Source organism: Parasaccharibacter sp. TMW2.1890 (assembly GCF_023337645.1).
In the GTDB taxonomy this organism is placed as follows: domain Bacteria; phylum Pseudomonadota; class Alphaproteobacteria; order Acetobacterales; family Acetobacteraceae; genus Bombella; species Bombella apis.
Genome location: NZ_NWUV01000002.1, coordinates 215,024 through 241,495 on the forward strand (window position 1 = coordinate 215,024; position 26,472 = coordinate 241,495).

Consider the following 26,472-nt stretch of genomic DNA (forward strand, 5'->3'; position numbering starts at 1 on the left):
AGGCAGACGCCCCGTCGGCATAATCATGCCAGAGGAGGCGGAAGCGTCCTGCTGCACCTACCTTTCTCCCTCCCATCAGAATGAAGTAAAAGCAGCACAACATTATCCATCCCCACATCAAAGGCATCCCCTACTCCATGAAAAGCACCCTGCCCGGCTTCGTCACACTGTCCCGCCTGTTCGACATGTTTGAAGGAGCGGCCATGTTGATCCTGTCCATCTGCATCACGCTGGTGGCCTGCCTGGGGCTGCTGCATGTCGTGGTGGCAGTGGCAAAGCTCATCATCCATGCCGGCCTCAGCCCCACGGAGCCTGCCATATTGCAGGAAGTCTTCGGGCTGTTCTTCACCGTCCTGATCGCCTTGGAATTCCGCCACTCCATCCTCGTTCTTCCCGGTTCGGAATCACAGGGAATGATCCGCATGAGGTCCGTCCTGCTCATCGGCATGATGGCAGCCGTACGCAAGTTCATCGTGCTGGACCTGAATGGCGTGAATGTCCGTGAACTTCTGGCGCTTTCAGCCGCTGTTCTGTCACTCTCCGCCGCTTACTGGCTCGTCCGTGGCAAAGCCATGACCCGCACGGACCCTACGCCTCAGCCTCCTCCATCCAACCAATAAGCCCATAAAAAAACCCCTTTCCGGCCTGTGGCTGGAAAGGGGCCCGAACCTCCTGCTTCCCCTTTGCATCGGGAAGCAGGAAGCGTCATCAGAAGAGCTGGATGTGGGACTTGAAGCCCAGCATGGCGGCGTCCTTCAGGACACGCTGCATCCCCGGATGGAAGTAATACTGGAAATCCGGCGCAAAGGTCACACCCCGCATGACATGGATGCGGTAGGTGGCCTCCAGCGTGCTGCCCCAGCGCTGCACACCATAAGACCCCCACAGGAGCGGCGCCCCGCCACTCGCATAATAGGCGGTCGCCCCCTCTGGAGCCATCCCATGATCCACCTGGAACCGCTGCGCAGCACGGGTATAGCTGCTGGAACCGGTATAGGAGAAGGAAACACCCACCGTATCCAGCGGGCGGGCTGGCCAGAAGCCCGTATCCACAAGACCGAATGCATACATCTTGCCACGCATGGCTGTGGCTGGCTTGTTCCAGTATGCATCAAAGAAGGCCACCAGTCCCCCTTCTGGCGTGTCCTGTGTCTTGTTCTTCATGATCATCTGGTCCGCCAGGAACCACATGCTCCAGTTGAAATTGCGACGGATACCCGTACCGGGAACCTCATCGCCCACCCCCTGACAGGTCGGGCAGTTGGGAATGGTCATCCGGGTCCGCCATGCATTGCGCCGATTGGGAGGACTATACACACCAAGATAATGGTCGGACGTATCCGGGGAGAACCCAAATTTGTAGTGACCCGGCAGCTGCTGTTTACCAAACTCAGGCTCCCAGCCAACCTCGATCGGGGTCACGACCCCGCTGATGGTCCCGCCATTGAACTTGAACCCGCTGCGATTCTGCTGCACGCCATAAATACCGCGCTCGGGAAAATAGACACCGACCTGGATGTAGGTACTGTCTGTAGGACGGCCACGAATACGGGCCCCCCAGCTTGACCCCGGATAGGATGACCGTGTGTACGTATCCGTAACGGCCTTGGGGTTTCCGCAGAAAGCGTTGTTCATGAAGTTACAGTAGATCGGGCTGATGGCGAAGTCCGAATCCATGGACATGCGGCCTGCTGCGATATTCAGCCGTCCACCCCAGAGAGTCTCTTCCCCGTAGAAATAGACGAGATGGAACGCCACGTTACCACCACCACCATAGATTTCCTGGCTGGGGTTCACATTGTCGCCAAACATCCTGCTGGCTGGAATACCGTAACGGCCTACACCGATGACATGGGTCTGGAACCCGGGGATCCCGGCCAGCTTGTACCAGTCAATGTCATTCTCGAAACCATACTGTCCCGTATTGGAGGACCCCTGCCTCAACCCCAGTCCTTTCCTCGGAGAGGTGATGGCACCAGCAAATTCGTTGGTGTTGTCCAGCAGGACGACCACACCACGGTCCCGCAGCCACTCATTCCAACGCATTTTCTGGAAGAGTGCTTCTGGCCGGGGCAGCGGCGGCCCATCATTATTGGTCGGATCCCCTTCATGCAAAGGAATGTTCACGCGCTCGAGCAGCTCACGCCCGTTCTCACCGAACACACCGAATTCTTCCGTCGGATAATTGGAATATGGCCGACGCCGCAACCCCATGTCATGGATATAATGGGCCGCCGTCTTCTCGGCATCCACTACCTTCGGTTTCTGCACCACGGATACCTGCTGGACAGGTTTTCCGTCCCGTGTAAGGATGACCTGTCGCTCTGGTGCTTTCTCTGTCTGCTTTACGACGGCAGGCGTCTGCATGGCATGAGACAGGGCACCCTGGGCCGAATAGAGCAGAGGCTGACCTGCCCGGCTGCCATCAGCGGCCATCGAAGGCGATGCCCCAAAAGACATTGCCGCCACGGATGGCAGAAGAACAGAGCAGGCCCCCACACGGGACCTGTTTAAAAAAATACGCAGAATAGTCAGCATGGAAAACGCTGCCATATTCCCACTTCTCCCCAACAACTGGCCCGATTGCACAAAACACACCGCAAAAGTGGCCCCGTCACTTCTTATAGGGAAAATCTGACGAAAAAAAGTAGCTCATACAGCCTGCTTGCTCTGAAAGAAATCAAGTGACCTGCTGAGCACATCACGGCACACCCGCTCGGGACAGCCGGCTGTCTTGAGGATATGTTCCTCCGGACAGAAGGCAAGCATGCGCGCCACCCTGCCCATCATGCCAGGGTACAGCCCCATATAGGCCTCCACCAGACATTTCTTTGGCAGAACCGCCGTACTGCTACAGGCCGGGGCTGAAGGGCCAAGCTTCAGCAGTGCCAGATTTTCCATGACGATGCCACAGATGGCCAGACGCATCTTCTGCAACGCCCGGGCTGACAGGACGTCCATTCCGTACAGCCACGTCACCAGAACATTGACCCAGACACCCAGGGAAAGCGCTTTGACATCCAGCTTCGTCAGCTCATAAAAGCCGCTGCTGGTCTGGCCGGGCAAGGTATCCACAAACCATGAAGCAAGGTCAAAACAGGCTGCCAGCCGCCCGATGTTCAACGCTTCTCCTATGGAACAACGCTGGAACATGCTGGCAGGGATGAAAGAAATGACAATCTCATCCACCTCCCGCACCAGGGGAGGGTGATGACGCAGGATCGAATCATAGACACTGTCATTGCCGCTGCCATCTCCCTGGCCGACAAGACACCGTTTCTCCTGCCCCAGTCCGCCCGTGCCGGGAAATGGCCATTGCCCCTCGAGAAGGACAGGGAGCATCTGTACACCCATCCCTACAAGCCCTGCGGATTCATGATACCCGGCCAGAAAACGTCTGGCCGGCCCCGCAACGTGGCCATGCGGCTGAAAAACGGCACCCCGGGCGGTTTCGGCAATGACGCCAATAAGATTCGCCCCCTGTTCCCTCCCTGCCATCAGCTCTCTCCAGATGCTCCGATGCGGCCAGCCACAGCTTGCGGTACCACACCGGATAACCTTGCCCTACTTGGCACATAGAACATAGGTCAGGGTCAGAACAAGGTAAAATTGCCCCTGTCTTCTTTCAGGTCCGCCGTCTGGCCATACCGCAGCATATCCCTTATCTGCGAAAGCTTTACACCCGCCAGAACGGTACCCATCCCATAGCGGGGATTGCCGATCTCCGGAGCCGCCTGTTCCACCTGCTCCAGCACGGTACGGACGGCTTCAACCTCCTGTGTCAGGGCATCAAGACTCTGGAGCCGTTCCATCTGCCCGGCATCCAGCTCTCCCGTGCCGACATAATCTGAAACGACATCCTGAACATCCGAGAGCCGACCACAGACATCATCCAGAATGGCCCCCAGCCTCTTCATCAGCACCGAGGCCCTTATGCTGTCTGCCTCCCCGACAGGCTGGGTTCCTGTATCTTTGGGCATCATCTTTCTCTCTCCATACCGGCCTCTCCCATCATCACGACCGGTCGCCGGTCAGCACAGGTTCTGAAGAACTTTTCCTGTCGTTGGCCAGAAACGGATACGCCGCACCTGGTTGCCACCAAAACTGTAAGACACACAGCGGATCTCCTCCCGCCGGAAATAATCCAGAAGAAAACCGACATTCTCCTGACCAATGTCACTGGCAATGGACAGCACGGCCGCTCCACCAAACGCCTTGCACTGGAAACGCTCCCGCACGCCCCCTGCCTTCATGAGCCCGGTTTCCAGCCCTTTCATGGCGTTTACCCCGTACAGATAGGCAGCTGCATCCATGCTCCCCATGCAGTCCTCTCCGGGCAGAAGGAAATGGTTCATACCCCCTACCCCTGCCTGAAGATCATACATGCAGACTGAAATGCACGACCCCAGCAACGTGCCGAACACCACGCCGGGGTCATCCGAAATGGCGATTTCGCCCTGGATAACAGTCGTGATCTTCAGCAGGTCCGTCACCTGATAGGCCCGAAAACTTTCTCCAGGGTTTCCTTCAGCTTGGCGACCGTATAGGGCTTGGCCAGAAAATTGTTGACCCCCGCCGCAACGGCCTTCTGCACCAGCCCGGCATTTGCCTCACCTGTCAGAATGATGAACGCCAGTTTGGCTGTCTTCGGGTTGGAGCGCACGGCCTCCAGCAGGGCCAGCCCATCCATGCCCGGCATGTTGAAATCTGAAATCACGAGATGGATGGGGTTGGCCTCCAGATATTCCAGAGCCTCCTTCCCATCCTTACGCTGCACGACCCCTTTGAAGCCGAGCGCCGCCATGTGGCTGGCCAGAACCTGCCGGATGGAGGCCTGATCATCTACAATTAAAGCGCGAATCTGAGATGCGGACGGCATTTATGAACCTTTCTGCCTTCTGATAATCACTCTTTGTCAGGATGGCCTGACATCAGGAACGCCACGCCAGGCGTTCATCTTTCCTAGTGCAGGCCCATGGCCAGGCCGGGAATGTCCATCAGGGAGCCAACCTTTTCCACGGCTCCCAGCTCGGCAGCGACACGAGGCATACCATAGACGACCGAGGAGGCCCTGTCCTGCCCTATGGTCCGTGCCCCGGCCCGCCGCATGGCCAGCAACCCTTCTGCACCATCCTGCCCCATGCCTGTCAGGATGATCCCCAGTGAGGTCCTGCCTGCCGTCTGGGCAATGGAATGGAAGAGCCTGTCCACCGATGGCCGATGACCACCAACAGGCTCCCCAGACCGCAACCTTGTGAAAAGCCGTGGGGCATGTCCCTCCAGCACGAGATGGGCCTCCCCACCGGGAGCAATGCGGACCATGCCGGGAGCCAGCATCTCCCCATCCTGCGCCTCGGCAACGGAAAGCTGCGGGATCAGGCTATCCAGACGGGCAGCAAAACTGGACGTATAAAGCGAAGGCATATGCTGGCATATGACGATGGGCGGACTCTTGGCCGGGAAGTCTTTTATCACCTCTTCAACAGCTTCCACCCCACCGGTGGAAGAGCCAATCCCCACCACATCGAACGGTGTCCGCCACGACGCCGTACCGCTGCCTGCGACAGGCTCTGTCCGTACAGGCCGGGGGCCCGGGGTCGCCTGCCGGTGGCCGGGCTGATAGCGGGCGGCTTCCAGCACGATCTGCCCCAACCCGGCAAAGGCTTCCCCGGCCCCGCCCTGCTTGGGAAAACATTCAAAAGCTCCCATCTGGAGAGCCGTGATGGCCGTATTGGCCCCCCGTGTGGTCATGCTGGACACCATCACCACCGGGATCGGCCGCAGCCGCATGATCTTTTCCAGAAACTGGAGCCCGTTCATGCCCGGCATCTCGATATCCAGCGTGATGACATCAGGCTGGTCGGCGATGATGAGGTCCCGTGCCTCGATGGGGTTCGATGCCATGCCAATGACATCAATCTCGGGATATTTGAGAAAAGAGCGCCTTATCAGCTCTCTGGCGGTTCTTGAATCATCCACTACAAGAACCTTGACCCGTTCTTTCATGGCCTCAACCCTTTTTCATGTAGATTGTCGGCGCCACAGCCTCGAGATGGCACTCCCTGATGCAGTCCACCCGCTCGGAATGACCCACATAGAGAAATCCGCCCGGCACCAGCCGTTCGGCAAGCCGCTTCCACAAGGCATTGCGGGTTTCGTCATCGAAATAGATCACGACATTCCGGCAGAAAATGACATCAAACTGACCTTTGAAAGGCCAGTCCCGATTCAGGTTGAGCTGCCGGAACGTGACAAGGCGCCGTATCTCCCGTGCCATGCTGAACTGCGCCATCTCCACGGGTTCCATGTAGGCATCCCGCCAGCGCTGCGGCACACTCTGCACCTCCTCGCCGGGGTACTGGCCAATGCGCCCTGTCTCCACCACTGCGTGGTTGATGTCCGTTGCCAGAATCTTGAGATCCATCCGCAAGGCATCCGGCAGCTCCGCCATGATGGACATGGCCATGCTCCATGGCTCCTGCCCTGTCGAACAGGCTGCCGACCAGAAACGCCCCCGCCCTCCGGCACGCAGTTTCTGCCCCAGCTGGGGCAGGACATGCGTCTCCAGATGTTCAAAATGACTTTTCTCCCGGAAGAACTGCGTCACATTGGTTGTCAGAACACAGATGAGCTCCTTCAGCTCCTCCTGCCCCTCCCTCATGCTGACGTAATCCAGATAATCACGGAAAGACGCCCGCCCGGTAGCACGGATGCGCCGGGACACACGGGAAAACACGAGACTGCGCTTGGAGATGGGCAGACTGATTCCTGCTTCCTGCCGGGCGATCTCCTGCACACGCCGGAAATCAGCCTCCGAGTAGGAGAAACCGCCCTGTGGCTCCATGTTCATCATCGGCCTGCCCTCATCCTGCGGCCGTACCGACGGCCCCATCTCCCAGCAGGCGGGTCAGAACAGTATCCAGCCGCAGGATGCGGATGACACGCTCCCCAATGCTGACAAGACCACTCAGCTCAGCTGCACCACCATCAACGGAAATGGGCTGTATCTCATCCAGGGCAATCTCCGTGATGCCGATCACACTGTCCACAAGCAGCCCGCATGTAGCACGGTTCTGGCCATCCTCAATGATGATGACCACACGCCGCTCATTGTCGGCCTCCGGCACGGCCCCCAGATAGTTGGCAAGATTGACGACCGTTACGATATTGCCGCGGATATTGATGGCCCCTTCCACATAGGCAGGGCAATGCGGCAGGTAGGTCGGGTCTTCGAACTCCCTGATTTCCTTGATGCTCAGGATGGGAATGCAGTATCGCTGGTCCCCCACGGTGAAGATGATCATCTGCTCCCGTCCCCCGGAGGGAAGGGCCGAAGCCCCGTTCACCTGTCCGTCTGTCTGTTTCTTTTCTTCCAGAGACATAAGATCCATGACTTTCTTTCCTGACCTGCCTGTTATGCTGCCCGCTCTGCGATGGCTTCCAGCGCGCGGGTATCAACACGTTTCGTTGCGGAAACAATCAGTGTTGAAACATCAAGAATGAGAGACACGCTGCCATCCCCAAGAATGGTTGCAGCCGAAACACCCTTGATCTGGCGGTAATTCTTCTCGATGCTTTTGATGACAACCTGAGCCTGGTCGCGGACACCATCCACCACCAGCGCTGCCCGGGCACCAGCCTCGTTCTCCACGACAAGGACAATCAGCTGCCCCTCTTCCCCGGCGCGACCCATGTGATGGGTCTCTTCCTGCACACTCTCAACCTCCGGGAGGGTCAGCTCGTCTCCCAGATAGATCAGCGGGATGCAGCGCCCCCGCACGGAAACGACATGACTGCCATCCGGAATGGTGTACACATCATCCTTCAGCTGCACCGTGACAAGTTCCACAACGGATGATACCGGCACAACCATGGTGGACCCACGGCACTCGATGAGCATCCCATCCAGCACGGCGAGGGTCAGCGGCAGGCTGAGGGTGAAGAGTGTCCCCTTGCCCTGCGTGCTCTTGATGTTCACACGCCCACCAAGATTCTGGATGGCCTGCTTGACCACATCCATCCCGACACCCCGCCCCGAAAGGTCGGATACGGTTTCAGCGGTGGAAAAGCCCGGAGCGAAGATCAGCTCGTTGATCTCATTTTCCCCGAGCGATGCCCCGGAGGGGACAATCCCCCGTTTGATGGCTGTCTGAAGGACACGCTGGGTATTGATCCCACCGCCATCATCCCTGATCTCGATGAGAATGCGCCCGGAACGGTGACGGGCGGAGAGCCATATCGTACCCTGAGCCGGTTTCCCTGCCGCAAGACGGGCCTGCGGGGTCTCAATCCCGTGGTCCACCGCATTGCGCAGCATATGGGTCAGCGGATCCGTCAGGTTTTCGATAAGGGTCCGGTCAACCTCTGTCTCCTCCCCTTCCAGCACGAGCGCCACATCCTTGTCCGCCAGGCTGCTGGCCTCCCGCACTACACGCTGCATCCGCTGGAACACGTTGCGGACAGGCTGTGCACGGATCGCCATGACGGCTTCCTGAATATCCCGTGTCAGTGTCTTGATGACAGCCAGCCGCTTGAGCAGTTCCGGGTCATACAAGGCTCCCTCCCGTGTCAGGGCTGATTCAAGAGAGGCCTGGCCAATGACCATCTCCCCGACCATGTCCATCAACATGCCGATCCGCCCGATATCAACACGGATGGAAGCGTTCTGCTCCCGCTTGCGCCCCGATTTTGCCGGAGCAGCAGGAGCGGCGGCCTGTGCCTCACTTTCCACGGTCTCGGCAGGCACGGGAACCGCCGGAGCCATCTCCTGGACAGCCGGACTTTCCACAGCATCCGCCTCGACCGTATCGTCAGTCTGCTCCTCACGGGCAATCTGAAAATCGCAGACATCACCAACCCAGTCGAAGACGGCCTGGATATCATCCTCGGCCGTGCCGCCCGGAGGTTCCGGCAGACGGACCGTCCAGCCCAGGCAAGCCTCCTCAGGCGCCAGCTCTGACAGCACGGGCAGGTCCTGCGTGTTGCAGGTTACATCCATGGCCCCGGCATCTTCGGCCGGCAGCAGCTCCTTCAGCCCCAGCAGAAGATTCCGGGCGTCATCGCCACGGCTGTACAGTTCAGCCTGTGGCCGGAAGGTCACGACCAGCTTCGGCCGGGAAGATTCACCGCTCTCTTCGGCTGGCTCATCAAAATCGAAGCCACCCAGATCTACCGTCACGGGGGTAAAATCTTCCGGAACAGGGGTTTCCCCCACGTCAGAAGCAGCGGGGGCATCCCCCCCTTGACCGATGATCGCCTCCAGCTTGCGGACAGTCTCGTCTATCCGCCCGCCATCAACCTCATCCCCGGCCTGTTTCGCCTCGGCCACCAGATCACTGAGAAGGTCCATCGCCAGAAAGAACGTCTTGATGATGGCCGGGTCCGGCTCCACCTGACCGGACCGCAGACCATCCAACGCACTTTCATAGACATGGGCAAAACGGACGAGACGGTCCAGACCGAAGGACGCCGCTCCACCCTTGATGGAATGTACCGCCCGGAAAATGGCATTGATGGTTTCCTGACTGGACTCTTCCGCAGAAAGTTCACCCAGCCCGCTTTCCAGCTCGGGGAGCAGCTCATCACATTCCTCAAAGAATATCTTGAGAATATCATCCATGACGTCGCCCATATCCACGCTCCCTTACGCTGTAACCCGCCGGATGGCCCATACGAGCTTCTCGGCATTGAAGGGCTTGGCTATCCACCCCGTAGCCCCGAGGGATCTGGCCCGGCTCTTCTTCTCCTCATCCGTTTCGGTCGTCAGGCAGATGATGGGAATACTGGAGAAAGCCTCCAGTTTCCGCACCGCCTCGATGAACTGGAAACCGTCCATCCGGGGCATGTTGATGTCCGTGATGATGGCCTGCGGCATGGGGTCCGCCTGCTGCAGCACCTCCAGCCCTTCAACACCATCACCCCCCTGGATGACATCATAACCGGCCTCACTGAGGGCCTTGCGCAGGACACCCTGCATGGTGCGGGAGTCATCAACCGTCAGGACTCTCACCTTCGGTTCATCCGTCATGGCGGCTCTCCTTCTCATCCATCGATTCCAGAAGCTGCTGCTGGACACCAAACAGCGTGAAGGCTTCCGCTGCCTTGTCAGAACACGGGCCAACTTTCAGCCCGCTGGCCAGAAGGAGCTGAAGGCACAGCCCCCCGACATAATCGACCCCGGAAGCATCCAGCAGTGGCGTCGTCCCGTCTGCCGCTCCGATCTCCTCCAGCAGAAGAGCCTTCAGCCCTGCCGCCGCACCGGTATCCAGACGCTGCGGCAGAGAAATGAGGGGGGTTCCCTCCTGTACTGCCGCCGCCATCAGAAATGATCCCAGCCTGCTTCATCATCAGAGTGGGTCGGCAATATCTTGCCATCCTGCTGGATCTCACCACGCTGGCTGCTCAGCATTGGCGTGCTGCTCTTCGGCTGTGTCTGGGCAGCTGTCGCATTGGGAAGGGCCGGACGCTCATGAGAAAGCTTCAGGCTCTGGCTGGAACCAATGGTGAAAGTTGCCAGTGTCTGACGCAGCTTGACGGTCTGAGTGGTCAGGTTATGGCTGGCTGCCGTGGATTCTTCGACCATCGCCGCATTCTGCTGGGTCATGCCATCCATGCTGCTCACAGCATCGGAGACTTCTGCCAGGCTGCGGGCCTGTTCCTCAGTCGCCTTGGAGACAACCTCCACCCGATCCGCCAGGGCTTCCGTCCCTTCTTCCACATCCTTGAGCAGACCGCTGGTCCGGGCCACAAGGCGGACACCCTCCTGCACATGGGCTGTGGCGGTTTCCAGCACGTCACGGATCATGTCAGCCGCCTTGGCGGACTGCTCTGCCAGGGACTGGACCTCCTTGGCGACCACGGCAAAACCACGTCCGGCTTCACCGGCACGGGCCGCCTCCACACTGGCATTGAGTGCCAGCACGTTGGTCTTGAACGCAATGTCACTGACAGAGCGTGTGATCTGCACGATATCATCAGACGAGGTCTTGATGGAGTTCATCGCCACGCTGGTCTGTTCCATCCCGTTAGAGGCCGTCTTGACCTTTTCCAGCGTTGCCTTGGTCTCGCTGCTGGCATGGGAACAGTTGCTGGCCGTGACCTTGAAGCCGGAAGCGATCGATTTGACAGAAGCCGTTACCTGGCCAAGGCTTGCGGCCTGACGCTCCGTACGCTTTGCCAGATCATCTGATGCCGTGGAGATTTCACTGGCCCCGTTGGCGATCATGTTGGAGCTTTCCGCCACGACGGACAAAGCGCCGCCAAGGCCTGTCAGGGATTCATTGAAAGCCTCCCGCACGGGACCGAATTCACCATCAAACAGGGCACTGGTAATGCGGATGGACAGATTGCCCTGTGCCAGAAGCTGCATGACACGGTTCAGCTCTTCCACGACGGCATGTGTGCGGGCCTCACGCTCCTTGAGCTTTTCCGTCGTTTCCAGCGCCTTGTTCACAGCCTCGCTGTGCGCCTTTTCTGCTGCCTTCTGCTCCTGGAGGCTCAGGGCGAAAGAGGCCAGCATCCGGCCAACGCGTCCAACACAGTTTGTCCTGTTCTCATACAGGCTGAGATCAGGACTTTCACCACGGCTCAGGCCCATACCCATTGCCGTCAGCTTTTCAATGGGTTCGGTCAGGGCCTTGGTAAGGAAAAACCATACGGTCCAGACAAGCACCATCCCAAAGAGAAGTGTTGCCATATTGATGATGGAAACACGGCTGAAGATGCCACTCTGAACATAACCGACACCCTCCACGAGAAGCTGCACGGCGAGATAGAGCTCGATGGCCAGCATTGCCACCCGTACCTGCACGCGGAACGGGGCTGACTTATACAACCAGTTGAACATGAAAACGTCCCATCCCTCTAGAAATTTCATTCCTTCCGTCAACATGACCAAAGGCTTGGCTGATGACAGAGACTCAAGACATGAATTCTAAAAAAAGACCATACAAATGCATGGTTTAGACTTGATTATGCCCAAAACATGATGAAATTTTTAACGGAATAAAAGACATTTTTTTGAAAACAATGAATAAACTATCAAAACTTAACCTGTTTTAAGGGTAAATCTGTATTTTATTTACTATCGACAGCTGTAAGATCACATGACTCCGGTCATGATCCCACAGCTTCAGATTGCTGAATTGGCACACCTCCCCGAGGAACTGTAAAATCGTGCGGACGTATTTTCTGCAGAACACCATCACAACTGCTTTATGACCTGATGTTGTTCAGAATTTTACGATATGGGATCAGCCTTTCACCAATCCATCTTTTGAGACCAGCATGAAAAAACAGAAAAAGTGCCTCCCCAAACCCCTCTGCACCATTCTGGCCCTTGCGCTGCTGCTCCCCCCCGGCACAGCACCCGATGGCTGCATGCAGGGCCAGTAAGACACATCACAGCTCCCTCCCAATGATCACGGAGGGAGCGAACCTCACGGTGCGATGTTGGAATCGATCGGACTGTTCATACGGTTGATCGTATCGGGACTGAGCTTGCGGATGCCCGCCAGATACTGGGAAAGAATATTGGCACGGTCGGGCTGCATGTTGCCAATAACATCCGAAATCCGGCGGGGAATCATGTGCTGGGCCACAGGGACCAGCACCCGCATATCCAGAATATTGAACATGGCCGCCGCATCACGTGGAGGCATCTGCTCGTAGATATGGGCCAGCCGAGCAATGCTCTGCTCGACATCCTGCCGGCGCTGCTCCTGCTGGGCAGAAAGTTCGGAAGCATTCCGGCCCAGTGCCTGTAATTTTTCGTCCAGCTCCTTCTGCTCCTGCTCGAGAGCCTTCTGCTGGTGCTGGAAACGTTCCGCCTCTCCCTGCATGGCCTGCCGATGCGAGGCAAGGTCGTCATTCAGCCCCCGTTCAGCCAGACGGACACGGGAATCAGGCTGTTCCTCATCAACCTGCCCGGTGGCAGGATCATCATCCGCAAGACCATTGGCTGGCGTCCAGCCCTGGAGGTGGTTCAGAAACAGGCGCTGCCTGCTGGGCCGCACTGTCTCTGGCGCTTTCACACCCGCAGGCGGCGGTGCAGGTACCGCCTTTGCAGCCTTGCCCTGCGGGGCGGCCTCCCCCGACTTTCCATGAGCTGTCTCGGTCTGGGCAGAAGAACTGCTGATCTGTGCCGCAAGGGAATGAAGATTCAACGCCAGCAGCACCGTCATCAGGCAGGAGGCAAGATTGGTGATCCTGCTCAGGGAGAATCCCTTTTTTCTCATGGATCTGACATTCCCTCTCATGGCGTTCTTCCTCAATCCTTCATCAGATTGATGGCCCGTGCCAGCATGGACCGGGTCACCTGCATCGTATTGAGATTGGCCTCGTAAGAGTGCTGGGCATCGTGACTGTCCATGATCTCCACGATGGAGCTGACATTTGGCATCTTCACATAGCCCTGTTCATTGGCCGCCGGATGGGCCGGGTCATACCGCATCTGGAAGTCGGACTGATCCTCCCCGACAGAACGGATCGACACACTGGAAACACCACTCGCACGGTCCAGTGCTTCCCGGAATGTCACTGTCTTGCGGCGATACGGGTCAGCCCCGGGCGATGCGCCCGTCGTCTCCGCATTGGCAAGATTCTCGGCAGCAACCCGCAGGCGGGCTGTCTGTGCTCTCATCCCGGCCGCTGAAACACCAATCGTGTCGGAAAAATCCATCCTCTCCTCCTCTCTCCTTTACCGCACCACGACTTACTGGCCACTACCGCCAAGGGCCATGCCGTAAAGCCCCATGTACCGGCCATATACGGTAGTGGCGAAACGCTGCTGATCACTCGTCTGGGCGATTTTCCCCAGCTCGTCCTCCAGCACCACACGGTTGCCATCCAGCGAGGCCCGACCGCCCTGCCTGCGGGCATGTGTTTCCCCCGCAGGCCCCAGCATGTGCCCCGGCTGTGTACGCGTCAGCGCCACGGCATGGGCAGTCTCCAGAACACCCTGAAACGGCGAAACATCCTTCGGGCTGTAATGAGGCGTGTTGGCATTGGCGACGTTGCCCGCCAGCACGGATTCACGATTCTGGAGCCAGCTCATCCGCCGCTCGGCCAGGTTCAGAAGGTCCGTCCCGCCCGTATGTGTCACACTCATCCCACGTCACTCCTTCCTCATGCGCTCACTGTGCCTGCTGGGCCGATACAAGAAGACGGAACATCCGTCCGGCATCACCCTCAAAAGGCCGATCCCCCACACGATTGCGTATCCACTCCAGCGCACCTGCATCTCCGGCCCGGGAAGCATCCGATGCCAGCCGCAGGGCAAGAAGCTGCTGGGACACCGTCATGTCTCCCTGCGGTGGCAGAAGCTGCATCACCATGCTGCGCAGATCCGCCACGGCAGGAGACCATTCTTCCCGATTCTCATGGATATGGGCCCGTATGTCCGCTGCCTGCGGGTCCTGATCCGCTCCCAGAAGATACAGGGCGACCTCCGGCTTGCCCGAGGCAGCCGCCATGCTGGCCATGAGACGGGTCCGGCGTGCCGTTTCCTGTGGGGGCAGGGACGCCCCACCCGTATCCGCCAATGTGGCCGAGGCCTTGTCCAGCTGCCCCCGTCTGATCTCATTCTCGGCCAAGGCATCCCCGGCAGCAGCCCGGTCCTGCGGGTCTGTCATCATGGGAATGGCCGTGTTCATGGCATTCCCGGCCTGTTCCTCCAGCCCCAGCCGGCCAAGCAGCCGCCCATAGGCCAACAGCAGGTTGCCCTTCTTTGCGCTGGCCGGGAGATCCTGCATGTGCGCCTTCAGCAGGGCGGCTTCATGCAGCAGGGTGGCCTCATTCTGCGACCCACCACCATCAGGCCCGGGCAGCCCCTGAGCAACACCCGACAGCGCTGCGGACAGCAGGGCCTGCATCCTTGCTTCATCATGAGGCGGTGCTGCCTGACGGGCCTGATCCAGCGCCTGAAGAGCAGCTTCCCACTGATGGGCCCGTATATCGGCCCCAGCCCGCAGCATGTTGACAATCCCATCACGACCAGACAGCCGGGCATCTGGCAAAAGCGACGCATATTGCCGGGCCGCTTTTTCTGCCGGGAGGTGCCCGTCCCGCAGGCTCAGGGCCACACCCTCTTCCATCGCCTTCTCGGCAATGACAGGGTCATGATCCACAGAGAGGGCCTCCAGCAGGCTGGTGGCCTTCTTCTCATCCCCATCCCGCAGAGCACGCACGGCCTGAATGAAACGGAATTCACTGCCCTCTGGCAGGAAATCCAGCGCCTTGCGGTCCGCTGGCGTGCCACGGCGGGCAATGAGTTCCGCCGCCATGGGCAGCAGAGACGCCCGCAACGGCTCCGGATAATTCAGCAGACGTGGCATGTCCCGGGCCAGCAGCCGGGCCGCCTCGGCGTCATTCCCCCCGGCGGCGGCCTCATACAGGCCCTGCCACAGTTTTGTGGCCCGCATGGCCTGCTCCGGCCATTCCTGCATCAGCTGGGCCGCACCTTTCATCCGGCCCGCCAGCAGGTCAGTCGCCGCCAGAAAAAATCTTACATCCGGCCGGAAAGCTTCTTCCGGGTCATCTTCCAGAGCGACATCCATGATGGCCCGTGCATCGGGGAAGGCACCAACACCCAGAGCAGCCCGGGCTGCGTCCAGCCGTTTGCCAAAACGTTCACCAGGAGATGAATCCGCTGCCGCCACAAGAGCCTGACGATAACGCTCCTGCGCCTGTGGAGCGGCAAGATGTTTCAGGCCAAGCCAGTTCAGGTCCACATCACTGGCGTAAACGGCCCGGTCCATATCAGCCAGAGGGCGGTCATCAGCCCGCTGGAGCAGGTCTCCCTGCATGATGGCCCGCATGACCACCTGCGGCGGCTCATGCTGGGCAATCACCACGCCTTCCATGGAAGGCCAGACATCATAATCCCTGCCCTTGCGCAGGGAGAGCAGGCCGCCATCATCCAGTGTCGTGGTCCCCACGACCAGAGACGTGCCTGATGCCGGGTCCTTGATGGAAAAGACACGTCCCGGCCGCCGCATGGGGAACAGGAGGCCATCCCCCCGTAACCGGGGCGTGATCTCCGGCCTGTCCGTATAATCCATGCCCGGCGGTGGCTGATCCCCTAGCACCCATCCATCACTCTGCTGGGAAAGGTAAAGCTGGCGCGTATCAGGCACTGGCAGGCTGATCATTGTCAGGTCAGGCAAGGTTGTCACACCTAGGCGGCTGAACATGCCATCCCCACGCAGGGCAGAGACATCCATGGGCTGACGGGCATCCACCAGAATGATGAAGCGGTCTCCACTCTGATAAGCCGCAATGCCCATCTGCCCGGGCACGGGAATCAGAATCCTGTTGCGGGACGGCGCAGATACAGCCGGTTCGTTTCCCGCTGGCTGGGAAGGCACAGCCAGCCCCGGTTTTGCAGCATCTGCCTCACGCCCCTCCGCCTGTAAAAATTGATGAAGGGACTGATCCCTGTGCTCCGCCCTGTGATCAGCTGAAAGCGCCTCTGGAGGTGTTTTCTGCGGGGGCGCCCCACCCTGGGCAGCGCCAACACCAAGCACATGCGCCCCCCACCCCGCAGGAACCCCCTGCAAAAGCGGATCGCCTGCTTTCACATGGTCCTGCACCTGCAGGGGCGGCGGCACGGCAGGGCGCCCCCGCACCTGATGATGCGGAGAAACGGGACGGGGATGGCCATGATGGGGATTCGCCTGGGACTGCCTGTGCTCCGATGCTGGCTGAGAGTGTGACGGACCAGCTCCAGCCGAGGCCTCATCCATGAAGGGTGAAGACGTCCTGGCGGGCCCCTGCGCAGCCAGCGCCGTACCCGACAGCCACATCTGGCTGCCCACCACAGGCCCACCCAGCATGATGAGACCGGCAACACCACAGCCGGCCCTGCGCCAGATTCCATCGCCTGCCATGGCTTTAGAGACAGCCTTATGAACAGCGCATAGCATGGTGCTGCACCCCTTCATGCTCCTTGATCCGTTCCCGCATCCCCTATTTTCACGCAGAGCGGAGACCTCCCCGCATGACATGACCGGCCATCAGGCCAGAAGATTGACGAAGCTGGCCGTGGCAGAGTTTTTACGGACTCCTTTGGCACTGGGCACGACCTGACCCGTAGCATCGAACTGCATGGAGGCCTCCGCCCCATTGCTGCGCTGGGAAGAAACCTGCACACGGCCTGCCTTCTCCGACATGGCAGCTTTACGCATCTCATTGGCCTGCTGGGCTGTCTTGACCCGCATGGCTGAAGCGATTTCGGAAGCCACTGATGCGTCTGACATGATTCTTTTCTCCCTGATATTTCATTCTGCAACACTCAGATGGCCATTCTGATACCGAATACAGAAGGAAAAACAAAGCCATTTGCAGACGTATATATGAAAATAACCTTACATAAACCTTCTGTTAAAAGAAAAAACATGGCGTTATGCCGCAATGGCTATTACAAACAGGCCACCATCATACCCATGACGGAAAGGAGGCCATAACCAGCCCATGTCCCTATCCAGCATTGCCAGTTCCGCAGCACAGAGCTTCGATGCCGGGCAGGCCTATGGCCGGGCACAGCAGCTCAGCCAGACCAGCAGCCCCGCCAGCGCAGGCCCTGCCGACGAAACAGAAAGCACCGATGCCGTTTCCAGCTTCAGCCACGTGCTGGACAACGCCATCCGGGGTGCCATCAACACAGGCAAGGTCGCCGAGAGCCAGACCGCCCAGGCACTTTCCGGCAAAGGCAACATGTCCGATGTCGTCGCCTCTGTCGAAGAAGCCAAACTGACACTCCAGACGGTCACCACCCTGCGGGACCGCTTTGTCAGCGCCTATCAGGATGTCATGCGGATGTCCGTCTGACCGGCACGGCAGGAAACAGGAGGACACCCATGGGTCACGCTGTTGATGTTCAGGAGATCCTGCGTCAGACACTGCTGGTTGCTGTCAAGCTGGGAGCTCCTTCTCTTCTGGCGTCCCTCCTGGCCGGGCTCTGTGTTTCACTGTTCCAGGCCATGACACAGGTCAGTGAGGCCACGCTGTCCTTCGTGCCGAAATTCATCGCCGCCATGGCCACGCTGATCCTGACAGCTTCCTTCATGCATGCCACCATCCATGCCTATGCGGAAATGATCTTCGACCAGCTCATCAAGGCCGGGGGAGTGTGAATGCTGTCCCTCTCCGACTTTTTCGGCTCGCCTGACCTCGCTGCCCCTCACGGATCGCTGGCCGTACTGACGGGCATGTTTGCCATCATTCTCTGCCGTGTCAGTGCGGTTGTCATGCTAGCACCAGGGCTGGGTGAAAGCGGAGCACCAGCACGGGTACGGGCCGGCCTCTGCCTGGTAATCACGCTGGCGCTTCTGCCCGTCCTCCAGCAGCGCCTGGTAGCCGTGTCAGGGGAGGCCCTGCGGATGCCCGCCATGGCTCTCCGACTGATTGCCGGGGAGCTCCTCTGTGGCTTCTTCCTCGGGATGCTGGCCCGGCTGCTGACCATGTCGCTTGCCATTGCCGGGCAGATCATTGCCGTCTTCACCGGCATGGCCAGTGTCATCCAGACAGACAGCCAGCTTGGGGCCTCCAGCACAGCCGTCAGCCACATGACAAGCGCTCTGGCGCCCATCATTCTCTTTTCCACCGGTCTGTACGCCCTGCCCCTGCTGGCGCTGTCCGGTTCCTACACGCTTTTCCCGGCGGGGCATGTCACAGCCATGATCGTCGGAGACATGGCCACCGACATGACACGGGCTGTCAGCACCAGCTTTCTCATTGCCATGCAGCTGGCAGCCCCCTATCTGCTGTTGGGCACCCTCTGGCCAGCCATGCTGGGCGTGCTGAACCGCCTCATGCCCTCCATACAGGTCTATTCCCTGGCCATTCCGGCCCAGATTCTGGGAGGCATCCTGCTCCTGGCCCTGCTGATCCAGATTCTGACAGGCACATGGGCCGAAAAGATGCAGCTCCACCTCTCCACCCTGCCAGGTCTCATCGCTCCCGCCAGTCCTCCGGTCTGACCTCCCATGGCGGAAGAGAATGGCAGTGGCGGTGGTGAAAAGTCACAAGCCCCAACAGAAAAGCGCCTCCAGAAAGCCCGTGAGGAAGGCAATGTTGCCCAGTCCAAGGAACTGCTGATCCTTGTGGCCCTGGGGACGTTTCTCCTCGTATTCGCCCTGAGCATTCCGGCCTCGGCACGCCAGTTCATGCATGAGATGAACGGCCTTCTTCTCAATTTCGGCCTTGTCCCCAACGACCCGGCTGCCCTGTATGGTTTCACCCTCCACGCCATCATGGCGGGCCTGCACCTCATCGCCCCGCTCATGGGCACAGGGGCCTGCGCCATCCTGATGGGCGGCGTGCTCCAGACAGGGTTCCTCTTCCGCCCCGCCGCCCTGAAGCCGGATATCAGCCGTCTTTCTCCCCTGAAAGGCATCAAGCGGATTGTCGGCCTCAATAATCTGATCGAGCTGCTCAAGACCATTGCCAAGATCACCGTATTCAGCCTGATTCTCTACAAGGTTGCCCTTCAGACCGTGTCTCTGGCCCCACAGACAGAACGATGGACAACCTGGCAGCTCGTCAACGCCATGAAGTCATGGTTCATCTATGCAGGTTTCATGGTGCTGGCCATACAGTGCATCATCACCGGGCTGGATGAGGTCTGGTCCCGCTATCACCGCTTTTCCAAACTGCGGATGAGCCTTCAGGACATCAAGGATGAGATGAAGCAGAGCGAGGGTGACCCGCAGATGAAAGCCCGCCTCCGGCAGCTCCGGCTGAGCCGCTCCCGCCGCCACATGAAAAAAGCCGTGCAGGAAGCCACGGTCATCGTGGTCAACCCGACCCATTATGCAGTTGCCATACGCTATGACCAGCATGACGGGACGGCTCCGCAGATCGTTGCCAAGGGAACGGACGAACTGGCATTCCGCATCCGTGACATCGCCCGGGAGGCGAAGATTCCTGTCATGTCCAACCCGCCACTGGCACGGGCCCTGCATGCCTTGCCGCTGGACAGTGAAATCCCCGAAGAATTCTGGAAACCTGTCGCCACCATCATTGCCTACGTCGTACGGCTCAAAACCCCTGGTGCCCGTGCAGCACGCCCTGCAGAAGCAGGCCCTTCCTGACTTTAACAGCCTGTTCATGAAATAAGCAGGTTATATTTGCTTTTATAAAAAGCGTTTTCTAGGGTTTGCCTACAAATAGCCTTAATCATCAGGTCACAGACAAGGATAGAATCATGTCCGGTGTGTTCAATGCACTTACGACGGCTGTCAGCGGCATCAATGCCCAGTCAGACGCCTTTACCAACCTGAGCAACAACATCGCCAACAGCCAGACCGTCGGCTACAAGGCCGACACGACATCCTTTGCCGACTTCGTGGCCGGCAACATCACCGGCAATTCCGCCTCGCAGGCGGAATCCAACACTGTCCAGGCCATTACTGTCCAGCATGTCGACAATTCCGGCACGGCCACCAGCAGCACCAATGGTCTGGCCATGGACATTTCCGGCAGTGGGATGTTCGTCACCTCCAAGCCGACAGGCGCCGGGACGGCCAATGCCGGTGTCACCAACTTCTCCGAACAGAAATTCTACACGAGGAATGGCGACTTCCAGCAGGACAAGAAAGGCTATCTGGTCAACACATCAGGCTATTACCTTGATGGCTACATGGCAGATTCCACCGGTACGCTGAACAATACCCTCACACCCATCAATGTCAGCAACATCGGCTTCAAGCCCACGGCCACAACAACCATGACACTGAATGCGGCCGTCGGGAAGCTGCCGGCCGATTCCACAAACTACACGCCGCAGAGCTATACCACCGCTCCCACCACGACATACGACTCCAGCTCCAATCCACACAAGATCGCCGTGCAATGGCAGGAGAGCGACACCAATCCGCTCATCTGGACCGTCTCTGCCTATGATGCTGATGGCAACGGGACCGTCTCTCCGAACAGCTACCAGGTCGCTTTCGACCATTCCGGCTCCCTGGCCTCCATCACCGACATGCAGACAGGCAAGGCCGTTGGCTCCACCACGGCGGGATCCGCTGCGGAAATCCCCGTCACCGCCCATTACGCCAACAATGAAGAGCAGACCATGACGCTCTCTCTCGGCACGATTGGCGGAACCAGCGGTACGACCATGGTGACATCCAACAATTCGGCTGCAACCAACCAGGCCAACCCCCTCACCCTTTCCGGCACGAAACTCACCATGCCGGCCACCACGCTCGGCACCACCACCGACAGCCGACAGAGCTACATGAGCTCCCCCTTGACGGTGAGCAGCACGGACAAGAACGGCACGGCCACCAACACGCCTGTTGCCGTGAAATGGACACAGACAGCCGCCTCCCCGCCCACATGGTCCGTGCAGGCTGTAAATCCCTATGACGGCTCCGCCTCCTCTGCCGTGCAGATGGACAAAGCCCATTCCGTCATCTTCAACAAGGATGGCACGATGCAGAGCTTTGATGGCCAGCCTGTCAGCAAGGGCAGCCCGGTCACGGCAAATCTGACCATCAATGGCAGCAGCTACAGCCTGGACCTTTCCAACGCTTCTCTGACAACCGGCACTTCCACCGGAGCCGATACCAGTGCCCTGAGCAACGACAGCATCACCTCCGGGACCTACAAGGGTGCGGAGATTGAAAGCGATGGTTCTGTCATGGCGCAGTTCGACAACGGTTACAGCCAGCTGATCGGCAAGGTGGCTCTGACGAATTTCAACAACGTCAACGGGCTTCAGGCCGTCGATGGTCAGGCCTATCTGGCCACGGCACGGTCTGGCACACCCAAGACCGGTTTTGTTGGCGAAAATGGAACGGGCTCACTCGCCGTCGGGTATGTGGAATCCTCCACAACAAACCTGACAGGCGATCTTTCTGCCCTCATCGTGGCGCAGGAAGCCTACAGCGCCAATACGAAAACCGTCACGACGGCAGACAATCTGCTCCAGCAGACCATCGCCATGAAGCAGTAACATCTGCAAGACTTCACACAGGAAAAGGGCGCAGAGGGTTCATCCCCCTGCGCCCTTTCTGCATGGCCTTGGCGTGGCATCCTCATGCCTTGATGCGGGAGCGGCCTTTCTTCTTGCGGTCATAATGGCCAAGACCGGTCCTGGAGGCCTCCAGCTTCTTCATGGCCGAATAGCTCTCACAGGCCATGGGATAATCCGGGGACAGCCCCCAATAGACACGATAGCCATCCGGACTCTGGCGATGCTGCCGCTCGATATGGCGCTTCAGCATGCTGAAGGCCCCACCACAATGCAGACAGATGATCTCGTCACTGAAAATGGATTCTTCCGGGGCACAGTAAGGTTCATCACGGCTTGCGATCCACTGGCCGGGCTTTTCTTTCACTTCCGGGGACATGCCCTGCACGAAATGACCACCAAACCCGTTCACACCGTGGCCTTCATGCTGTGCAGCCAGAGCGGAAAAACCGGCGAAAGAATGGCTGCCTTCCCGCTTCTCCGACGCCAGCCCTGCCTCCATCTTGCGGGCAATGATGGCAATCTCATCTGCGGCACTGGCCATGTCATGGATGATACCGACATCTGCAAGGCCAGAAAGGACATTCAGCACGGCACCCGCCCGGTCCGGATAATGGTGGGACAGTTCCAGCAAGGTTTCTGTCATCCCACGCAGACGCTCTGCCTGCCCAACAATATCGCTTAATGTCTGGGAAGGAGAAAACTCCTGCTGAAACCGTGACAGCAGGCGCCCAATCCCTTTTTCAATAAACGTACTGGCTGGTTGTGATGTCATATCCCACTCCCTTCTCCGGCCTATTCCTTAACGCCACATTAAATGATTGTTGCAGCCTTGCCTACAAGACCTTTCATAAGGCCATCACATTAATAAGATCAATACGATCCTATTTCAAACAGACAATGCCCATCAATCGGACAGTCATGACCATACTGCCGGAAAAAGCCAAAAAAATGGCCATATGAACATTTTCCGAAAATGGCCTTTAAAAAAATAAGACCTGCCGGAACAATCCCCCGGCAGGTCTCCCCGTAACAGATTGAAAAAAGTAGCCTCCCATGACCATTCACCCCCAAACAGGGATGATGCCACTCACAAAGGCAAATACAAGGTCATCCCCCCATGCCATCCACACTGAAGGCCACCATGCCTGCCAGCCCCAGCCCAGCATCCAGAGCCCGCTCATAAAGGCCCCTGTCCTGCTCATACCCTGCAACACACATGGCCGGAGGGCCGCAGCGTCTCAGCCTTCTGCCCTGCCGGTCAGCTGAATCCACCATGCTCCCTTCAGCAAGCGCACGTATATCGGCAAGAAAATCCTTCATACGTCCCTCGGTTTCCGCAGGACAGGAAGAACCAGCTATACGAGGCATCAGGTAATCCTTCTCCAAAGTTTTGTCATGGCAGACCTTGTCCTCATATCACGTTGCCAAGAACACGGTACATAGGTCGATCATGTCACAGAAATCAGCAAAACCAGCCAGAAGTCTTTGCGTGCAAAGATAACCGGAGCGCTCATATACATTACTATCGTTAAATATATATTAAACAGCACTCACAGTAAGCATCACATAACCATCACAAAAGGCCAGAACAAAAATAACACCATGATTTCCCAGCATTTAATACTTTCTAAGCTATCATGACATGAGAAGGTCATAGACTGGCTGCCAGCAAAGTGGCCACATGATGCAGGAACCGTGAGATGACCCGTTTGCACTGTCCATCCATTGCCATCATTCTTCTTGCCCTGGCCGGCGGGGGCATCCTGCCTGCCAGAGCCCAGGGATTCTACGGCGGCAGTGAATACCTGCTCAGCCCGCCCCCTCCTCCACCGCCGCCCACCGGGGAATTCACCCATCTGCCACCGCCCCCACCGCCACCGCCATCCTTTTCCGGCACATGGCAGCAGGACCAGTACCGCCAGCAGGGCATACCGGCACCGTGGGCAGCGCCGCTCTGGGGAACGTACCAGACACCCCGTTACTCCCGCCAGAATGGCTGGGACGAACCCGGCTTCATGCCATGGAACACCTACATCCAGACCCAGGCCCCCTATCCCGGCCTGCCCTATCCGCCAGCCCCACCAAGCCGGAGCTGCATAGACCAGAACTGTACTGGCCCCTGAGACCAGCCTGCCATGCATTTCTGTATCGTCGGTGCCGGATTCAGCGGGGCGGTCACGGCCCGTCATCTGGCTGAGCGAGGCCACCGCATCACTGTCATTGATGAACGCCCACACAATGGTGGCAACTGCCATACAGCCCGGGACCCGCAGACGGGCATCATGCTTCACCATTATGGGCCCCATATCTTCCATACCGCACAGGAAACGGTCTGGCAGTATGTGCAGCGCTTCGGACGGTTTGCCCCCTACATCAATCGGGTCAAGGCCATCAGCCAGGGGCGGGTTTACACCCTTCCCATCACCCTGCTGACCATCAACCAGTTTTTCGGCAAGACCATGCAGCCCGCAGAAGCCCGGGAATTCATCCGGCAGCAGGCCGTGCAGGACATGGCTTCACCCCGCAATTTCGAGGAGCAGGCCCTGCACATGATCGGCCCTGCCCTCTATGAGGCCTTCTTCAAAGGTTACACGACCAAACAGTGGGGCCTGCCCCCGGCGAACCTTCCCGCCGCCATCCTGAAGAGACTGCCGGTACGCTTCAATTACGATGACAACTATTTCAGTCATCCCTATCAGGGCATTCCGGTGGAAGGCTATACCACCCTGATCGAAACGATTCTCACCCATCCCCGCATCACCGTACGGCTGAACACGTCTTTCGAAACATTCCAGTCCTGCAACAGCATGGACCATACACTCTATACTGGCCCGCTGGACCGCTATTTCAGCTTCTGCCATGGCCGTCTTGGCTATCGCACGCTGAATTTTGAACGGATCGATGCGAAAGGTGACTATCAGGGGACGGCGGTCATCAATTACTGCGACGAATCCATCCCCTATACCCGCATCAGCGAGCACAAGCACTTCGCCCCTTGGGAGGCCGCACGCTTCAGCAGGACAGTCTGCTTCCGTGAATATAGCCGCCTGGCCGGGCCGGAAGATGCCCCCTATTACCCCATAAGGCTGGCAGGCGAGACAGCCATGCTGGACCGCTATGTCCGCACGGCCATGACTGCCCGAAACGTCTCTTTCCTCGGGCGGCTAGGGACCTACCGTTATCTGGACATGGATGTCACCATTGGTGAGGCTCTTGCGGCCTGCCAGATCATGGACGACCATCTCGCCGAGGGCAGGCCACTGCCAGTCTTTTTCACCAATCCGCTCTGAAGGGCGGGAAGGCGTTTCAGCCCTCCTGAATGGCCATTTCCAGCCCGTCCAGCACGTTGCGGGCTGTCTCTATGAGGGGAGCAAGGCTGAGCGTGGGGTCCAGCATGGCCCGTATGCCATACTTCTGGGCCTGATCGGCCATCCGGGCAAAAAGAAGCCTGTCTTCCGTCTCGACCATGCCAGCTTCCACCGCATTGGCACGCTGGATGAGCGACCAGAGACGCTGATTCTTCGCGATGACCTGATTCCGCGTGATGACATCCGTCTCATGGGCCACGCTTTCCAGCATGGCAATCAGCCTGCGGAAACATTCCGCATCCGCTTCCCTGTCCGACAGAGACGAACTGGCCGCCATACGATAAGCATTCATGGCGTTGTTCTGATACATGCTCCCTCACAACCTCCCATTCCATCCGGCAGGCAGCCAATACGTCGTGGCTGCCTGCCCTGTTCATGCATCATCAGGCGTGGTTCAGCTTGTGGCCTGCACGCTGGAGAGCGGAACCTCAGCCCCACCCATCATGACATTCATGCCCGTGCTGGTCTTCTTCATCCCCGTGACCGTGCCACGCACGGTAAAGGGCACGTCAGCCGTATTGCCCCGGCTGTCCACACTCTTCACCGCCACGCTATAGGCCCCATCACTGAGGGTCGTGCCATTGTCGTCCTTGCCATCCCAGTTCCAGGATGTCTGGCCGCCATCCGCCCGCACCACGTCGTGATAGACCACCTGCCCGGCACTGTTGGCCACGGAAATGCCAACCATCTGGCCCGCTCCTGCCTGGAAGGACAGACCAGCCGAACCGGACTGCAGGGGCAGCGTGGACCCGGAAGCACTGACCTGCCGCCCGACCAGCCCCTTGTCCTGCGTCAACTGGGCTGTCTCATTCAGAGAAATGAGGGTGTTGAGGTTGCTGTTTGTCTGGACCTGCTGCTCCACACTGGAGAACTGCGCCAACTGGGCTGCCATGTTCTCCGTATTCATCGGGCTGCTGGGGTCCTGATGCTTCAGCTGGGCTGTCAGAAGGGTCAGGAAGTTGTTTTCATTCTTTGCCATCGAGGCAAAGGCACCTTCCGTGGTCCCTGCGGATGACCCGCTCTGCCCGGCGCCGGAGAGGGACGCTGCCCCACTGCGGGCGGCGCTGTCTGTCGCCTGCTGCAAGGCCAGAAGATTGTTGGAAGACAGTGAATTCACCATGT

29 protein-coding genes are annotated in these 26,472 nt (G+C 58.7%); 8 read left to right on the plus strand and 21 right to left on the minus strand.

Features of this window, described 5'->3' with window-relative positions; translation table 11 throughout:
* Positions 1-137 precede the first annotated feature (137 nt).
* Complete coding sequence (locus tag CPA54_RS05715; protein WP_081562771.1) at positions 138-620, plus strand: phosphate-starvation-inducible PsiE family protein; 483 nt, start codon at positions 138-140, stop codon at positions 618-620.
* 88 nt (positions 621-708) lie between these two features.
* Here the strand turns inward: CPA54_RS05715 and CPA54_RS05720 are convergent, their stop codons facing one another.
* From CPA54_RS05720 to CPA54_RS05800, 17 genes are all read right to left on the minus strand, one after another.
* Complete coding sequence (locus tag CPA54_RS05720; protein ID WP_249085806.1) at positions 709-2,553, minus strand: carbohydrate porin; 1,845 nt, start codon at positions 2,551-2,553, stop codon at positions 709-711.
* Between the two features lie 99 nt (positions 2,554-2,652).
* A complete protein-coding gene (locus tag CPA54_RS05725) occupies positions 2,653-3,498 on the minus strand; it encodes a hypothetical protein (protein WP_043558241.1) in 846 nt (281 codons plus the stop codon).
* Between the two features lie 95 nt (positions 3,499-3,593).
* Positions 3,594-3,983, minus strand: coding sequence for a hypothetical protein (locus tag CPA54_RS05730; protein WP_043558238.1), 390 nt, complete (start codon positions 3,981-3,983; stop codon positions 3,594-3,596).
* Between the two features lie 48 nt (positions 3,984-4,031).
* On the minus strand, positions 4,032-4,493 hold the full coding sequence (locus CPA54_RS05735) for a chemotaxis protein CheD (RefSeq protein WP_043558235.1): 462 nt from the start codon (positions 4,491-4,493) through the stop codon (positions 4,032-4,034).
* Entirely contained in the window at positions 4,490-4,879 is a 390-nt protein-coding gene (locus tag CPA54_RS05740; protein WP_043558231.1) for a response regulator, read from the minus strand. The genes CPA54_RS05735 and CPA54_RS05740 overlap by 4 nt, the downstream gene beginning before the upstream one ends.
* Before the next feature lie 83 nt (positions 4,880-4,962).
* Positions 4,963-6,006, minus strand: a complete 1,044-nt coding sequence (locus tag CPA54_RS05745) for a chemotaxis response regulator protein-glutamate methylesterase (protein ID WP_043558228.1) — start codon at positions 6,004-6,006, stop codon at positions 4,963-4,965.
* Between the two features lie 4 nt (positions 6,007-6,010).
* Positions 6,011-6,853 (minus strand): protein-glutamate O-methyltransferase CheR, encoded by an 843-nt coding sequence (locus tag CPA54_RS05750; RefSeq protein WP_043558227.1) that lies wholly within the window; start codon positions 6,851-6,853, stop codon positions 6,011-6,013.
* Between the two features lie 10 nt (positions 6,854-6,863).
* The gene (locus tag CPA54_RS05755; RefSeq protein WP_227431512.1) at positions 6,864-7,391 is read right to left on the minus strand and encodes a chemotaxis protein CheW; all 528 of its coding nucleotides are present in this window, start codon (positions 7,389-7,391) and stop codon (positions 6,864-6,866) included.
* Between the two features lie 23 nt (positions 7,392-7,414).
* Positions 7,415-9,631 (minus strand): chemotaxis protein CheA, encoded by a 2,217-nt coding sequence (locus CPA54_RS05760; RefSeq protein ID WP_103765238.1) that lies wholly within the window; start codon positions 9,629-9,631, stop codon positions 7,415-7,417.
* Between the two features lie 12 nt (positions 9,632-9,643).
* Entirely contained in the window at positions 9,644-10,027 is a 384-nt protein-coding gene (locus CPA54_RS05765; RefSeq protein ID WP_249085808.1) for a response regulator, read from the minus strand.
* Positions 10,017-10,319, minus strand: a complete 303-nt coding sequence (locus CPA54_RS05770) for a hypothetical protein (protein ID WP_154981162.1) — start codon at positions 10,317-10,319, stop codon at positions 10,017-10,019. The genes CPA54_RS05765 and CPA54_RS05770 overlap by 11 nt, the downstream gene beginning before the upstream one ends.
* On the minus strand, positions 10,319-11,845 hold the full coding sequence (locus CPA54_RS05775) for a methyl-accepting chemotaxis protein (protein WP_249085810.1): 1,527 nt from the start codon (positions 11,843-11,845) through the stop codon (positions 10,319-10,321). The genes CPA54_RS05770 and CPA54_RS05775 overlap by 1 nt, the downstream gene beginning before the upstream one ends.
* A gap of 592 nt (positions 11,846-12,437) precedes the next feature.
* A complete protein-coding gene (locus CPA54_RS05780; protein WP_081562775.1) occupies positions 12,438-13,235 on the minus strand; it encodes a MotE family protein in 798 nt (265 codons plus the stop codon).
* A gap of 32 nt (positions 13,236-13,267) precedes the next feature.
* Positions 13,268-13,678, minus strand: a complete 411-nt coding sequence (flgC, locus tag CPA54_RS05785; protein ID WP_043558212.1) for a flagellar basal body rod protein FlgC — start codon at positions 13,676-13,678, stop codon at positions 13,268-13,270.
* Between the two features lie 33 nt (positions 13,679-13,711).
* The gene (locus tag CPA54_RS05790) at positions 13,712-14,107 is read right to left on the minus strand and encodes a flagellar basal body protein (protein ID WP_043558209.1); all 396 of its coding nucleotides are present in this window, start codon (positions 14,105-14,107) and stop codon (positions 13,712-13,714) included.
* Between the two features lie 25 nt (positions 14,108-14,132).
* Positions 14,133-16,886 carry a hypothetical protein gene (locus CPA54_RS05795; RefSeq protein ID WP_249085812.1) on the minus strand — a complete coding sequence of 918 codons (2,754 nt, stop codon included), beginning with the start codon at positions 16,884-16,886 and terminating at the stop codon, positions 14,133-14,135.
* Positions 16,887-17,012: 126 nt separating this feature from the next.
* Entirely contained in the window at positions 17,013-17,255 is a 243-nt protein-coding gene (locus CPA54_RS05800; protein ID WP_081562777.1) for a hypothetical protein, read from the minus strand.
* Between the two features lie 214 nt (positions 17,256-17,469).
* Here CPA54_RS05800 and fliE point away from each other — a divergent pair, with 214 nt between their 5' ends.
* From fliE to CPA54_RS05825, 5 genes are all read left to right on the plus strand, one after another.
* The gene (gene fliE / locus CPA54_RS05805; protein ID WP_043558205.1) at positions 17,470-17,826 is read left to right on the plus strand and encodes a flagellar hook-basal body complex protein FliE; all 357 of its coding nucleotides are present in this window, start codon (positions 17,470-17,472) and stop codon (positions 17,824-17,826) included.
* A 29-nt stretch (positions 17,827-17,855) separates the two neighbouring features.
* Positions 17,856-18,131, plus strand: coding sequence for an EscS/YscS/HrcS family type III secretion system export apparatus protein (locus CPA54_RS05810; protein WP_043558202.1), 276 nt, complete (start codon positions 17,856-17,858; stop codon positions 18,129-18,131).
* Positions 18,132-18,977, plus strand: a complete 846-nt coding sequence (locus CPA54_RS05815) for a flagellar biosynthetic protein FliR (RefSeq protein WP_227449682.1) — start codon at positions 18,132-18,134, stop codon at positions 18,975-18,977.
* Between the two features lie 6 nt (positions 18,978-18,983).
* Positions 18,984-20,090: a flagellar biosynthesis protein FlhB gene (locus tag CPA54_RS05820; protein ID WP_081562778.1), complete on the plus strand. Its 1,107-nt coding sequence runs from the start codon at positions 18,984-18,986 to the stop codon at positions 20,088-20,090.
* Between the two features lie 113 nt (positions 20,091-20,203).
* Entirely contained in the window at positions 20,204-21,961 is a 1,758-nt protein-coding gene (locus tag CPA54_RS05825; RefSeq protein ID WP_043558197.1) for a flagellar hook-basal body complex protein, read from the plus strand.
* An 82-nt stretch (positions 21,962-22,043) separates the two neighbouring features.
* Here the strand turns inward: CPA54_RS05825 and CPA54_RS05830 are convergent, their stop codons facing one another.
* Together CPA54_RS05830 and CPA54_RS05835 are read right to left on the minus strand one after the other, a co-directional pair.
* The gene (locus CPA54_RS05830) at positions 22,044-22,754 is read right to left on the minus strand and encodes a MucR family transcriptional regulator (RefSeq protein WP_154981157.1); all 711 of its coding nucleotides are present in this window, start codon (positions 22,752-22,754) and stop codon (positions 22,044-22,046) included.
* Between the two features lie 335 nt (positions 22,755-23,089).
* Positions 23,090-23,350 carry a hypothetical protein gene (locus CPA54_RS05835; protein ID WP_143539915.1) on the minus strand — a complete coding sequence of 87 codons (261 nt, stop codon included), beginning with the start codon at positions 23,348-23,350 and terminating at the stop codon, positions 23,090-23,092.
* A 332-nt stretch (positions 23,351-23,682) separates the two neighbouring features.
* On the opposite strand from CPA54_RS05835, the gene CPA54_RS05840 reads away from it, so the two are divergent.
* Together CPA54_RS05840 and glf are read left to right on the plus strand one after the other, a co-directional pair.
* Complete coding sequence (locus tag CPA54_RS05840) at positions 23,683-24,105, plus strand: hypothetical protein (RefSeq protein WP_043558192.1); 423 nt, start codon at positions 23,683-23,685, stop codon at positions 24,103-24,105.
* Positions 24,106-24,117: 12 nt separating this feature from the next.
* Positions 24,118-25,272 (plus strand): UDP-galactopyranose mutase, encoded by a 1,155-nt coding sequence (gene glf, locus CPA54_RS05845; protein WP_043558188.1) that lies wholly within the window; start codon positions 24,118-24,120, stop codon positions 25,270-25,272.
* A gap of 16 nt (positions 25,273-25,288) precedes the next feature.
* On the opposite strand, the gene CPA54_RS05850 is transcribed toward glf, so the two are convergent.
* A complete protein-coding gene (locus CPA54_RS05850) occupies positions 25,289-25,642 on the minus strand; it encodes a flagellar biosynthesis regulator FlaF (protein WP_052348933.1) in 354 nt (117 codons plus the stop codon).
* A 102-nt stretch (positions 25,643-25,744) separates the two neighbouring features.
* Positions 25,745-26,470, minus strand: coding sequence for a flagellar hook assembly protein FlgD (locus CPA54_RS05855; protein ID WP_086431291.1), 726 nt, complete (start codon positions 26,468-26,470; stop codon positions 25,745-25,747).
* Between the last annotated feature and the right edge of the window lie 2 nt (positions 26,471-26,472).

Coding starts and splice junctions, on each gene's coding strand:
- CPA54_RS05715 (WP_081562771.1), top strand. CDS start 138: ATGAAAAGCACCCTGCCCGGCTTCGTCACACTGTCCCGCCTGTTCGAC.
- CPA54_RS05720 (WP_249085806.1), bottom strand. CDS start 2,553: ATGGCAGCGTTTTCCATGCTGACTATTCTGCGTATTTTTTTAAACAGG.
- CPA54_RS05725 (WP_043558241.1), bottom strand. CDS start 3,498: ATGGCAGGGAGGGAACAGGGGGCGAATCTTATTGGCGTCATTGCCGAA.
- CPA54_RS05730 (WP_043558238.1), bottom strand. CDS start 3,983: ATGATGCCCAAAGATACAGGAACCCAGCCTGTCGGGGAGGCAGACAGC.
- CPA54_RS05740 (WP_043558231.1), bottom strand. CDS start 4,879: ATGCCGTCCGCATCTCAGATTCGCGCTTTAATTGTAGATGATCAGGCC.
- CPA54_RS05745 (WP_043558228.1), bottom strand. CDS start 6,006: ATGAAAGAACGGGTCAAGGTTCTTGTAGTGGATGATTCAAGAACCGCC.
- CPA54_RS05750 (WP_043558227.1), bottom strand. CDS start 6,853: ATGATGAACATGGAGCCACAGGGCGGTTTCTCCTACTCGGAGGCTGAT.
- CPA54_RS05755 (WP_227431512.1), bottom strand. CDS start 7,391: ATGGATCTTATGTCTCTGGAAGAAAAGAAACAGACAGACGGACAGGTG.
- CPA54_RS05760 (WP_103765238.1), bottom strand. CDS start 9,631: ATGGGCGACGTCATGGATGATATTCTCAAGATATTCTTTGAGGAATGT.
- CPA54_RS05765 (WP_249085808.1), bottom strand. CDS start 10,027: ATGACGGATGAACCGAAGGTGAGAGTCCTGACGGTTGATGACTCCCGC.
- CPA54_RS05770 (WP_154981162.1), bottom strand. CDS start 10,319: ATGGCGGCGGCAGTACAGGAGGGAACCCCCCTCATTTCTCTGCCGCAG.
- CPA54_RS05775 (WP_249085810.1), bottom strand. CDS start 11,845: ATGTTCAACTGGTTGTATAAGTCAGCCCCGTTCCGCGTGCAGGTACGG.
- CPA54_RS05780 (WP_081562775.1), bottom strand. CDS start 13,235: ATGAGAAAAAAGGGATTCTCCCTGAGCAGGATCACCAATCTTGCCTCC.
- flgC (WP_043558212.1), bottom strand. CDS start 13,678: ATGGATTTTTCCGACACGATTGGTGTTTCAGCGGCCGGGATGAGAGCA.
- CPA54_RS05790 (WP_043558209.1), bottom strand. CDS start 14,107: ATGAGTGTGACACATACGGGCGGGACGGACCTTCTGAACCTGGCCGAG.
- CPA54_RS05795 (WP_249085812.1), bottom strand. CDS start 16,886: ATGGCAGGCGATGGAATCTGGCGCAGGGCCGGCTGTGGTGTTGCCGGT.
- CPA54_RS05800 (WP_081562777.1), bottom strand. CDS start 17,255: ATGTCAGACGCATCAGTGGCTTCCGAAATCGCTTCAGCCATGCGGGTC.
- fliE (WP_043558205.1), top strand. CDS start 17,470: ATGTCCCTATCCAGCATTGCCAGTTCCGCAGCACAGAGCTTCGATGCC.
- CPA54_RS05810 (WP_043558202.1), top strand. CDS start 17,856: ATGGGTCACGCTGTTGATGTTCAGGAGATCCTGCGTCAGACACTGCTG.
- CPA54_RS05815 (WP_227449682.1), top strand. CDS start 18,132: ATGCTGTCCCTCTCCGACTTTTTCGGCTCGCCTGACCTCGCTGCCCCT.
- CPA54_RS05820 (WP_081562778.1), top strand. CDS start 18,984: ATGGCGGAAGAGAATGGCAGTGGCGGTGGTGAAAAGTCACAAGCCCCA.
- CPA54_RS05825 (WP_043558197.1), top strand. CDS start 20,204: ATGTCCGGTGTGTTCAATGCACTTACGACGGCTGTCAGCGGCATCAAT.
- CPA54_RS05830 (WP_154981157.1), bottom strand. CDS start 22,754: ATGACATCACAACCAGCCAGTACGTTTATTGAAAAAGGGATTGGGCGC.
- CPA54_RS05835 (WP_143539915.1), bottom strand. CDS start 23,350: ATGCCTCGTATAGCTGGTTCTTCCTGTCCTGCGGAAACCGAGGGACGT.
- CPA54_RS05840 (WP_043558192.1), top strand. CDS start 23,683: ATGACCCGTTTGCACTGTCCATCCATTGCCATCATTCTTCTTGCCCTG.
- glf (WP_043558188.1), top strand. CDS start 24,118: ATGCATTTCTGTATCGTCGGTGCCGGATTCAGCGGGGCGGTCACGGCC.
- CPA54_RS05850 (WP_052348933.1), bottom strand. CDS start 25,642: ATGAATGCTTATCGTATGGCGGCCAGTTCGTCTCTGTCGGACAGGGAA.
- CPA54_RS05855 (WP_086431291.1), bottom strand. CDS start 26,470: ATGGTGAATTCACTGTCTTCCAACAATCTTCTGGCCTTGCAGCAGGCG.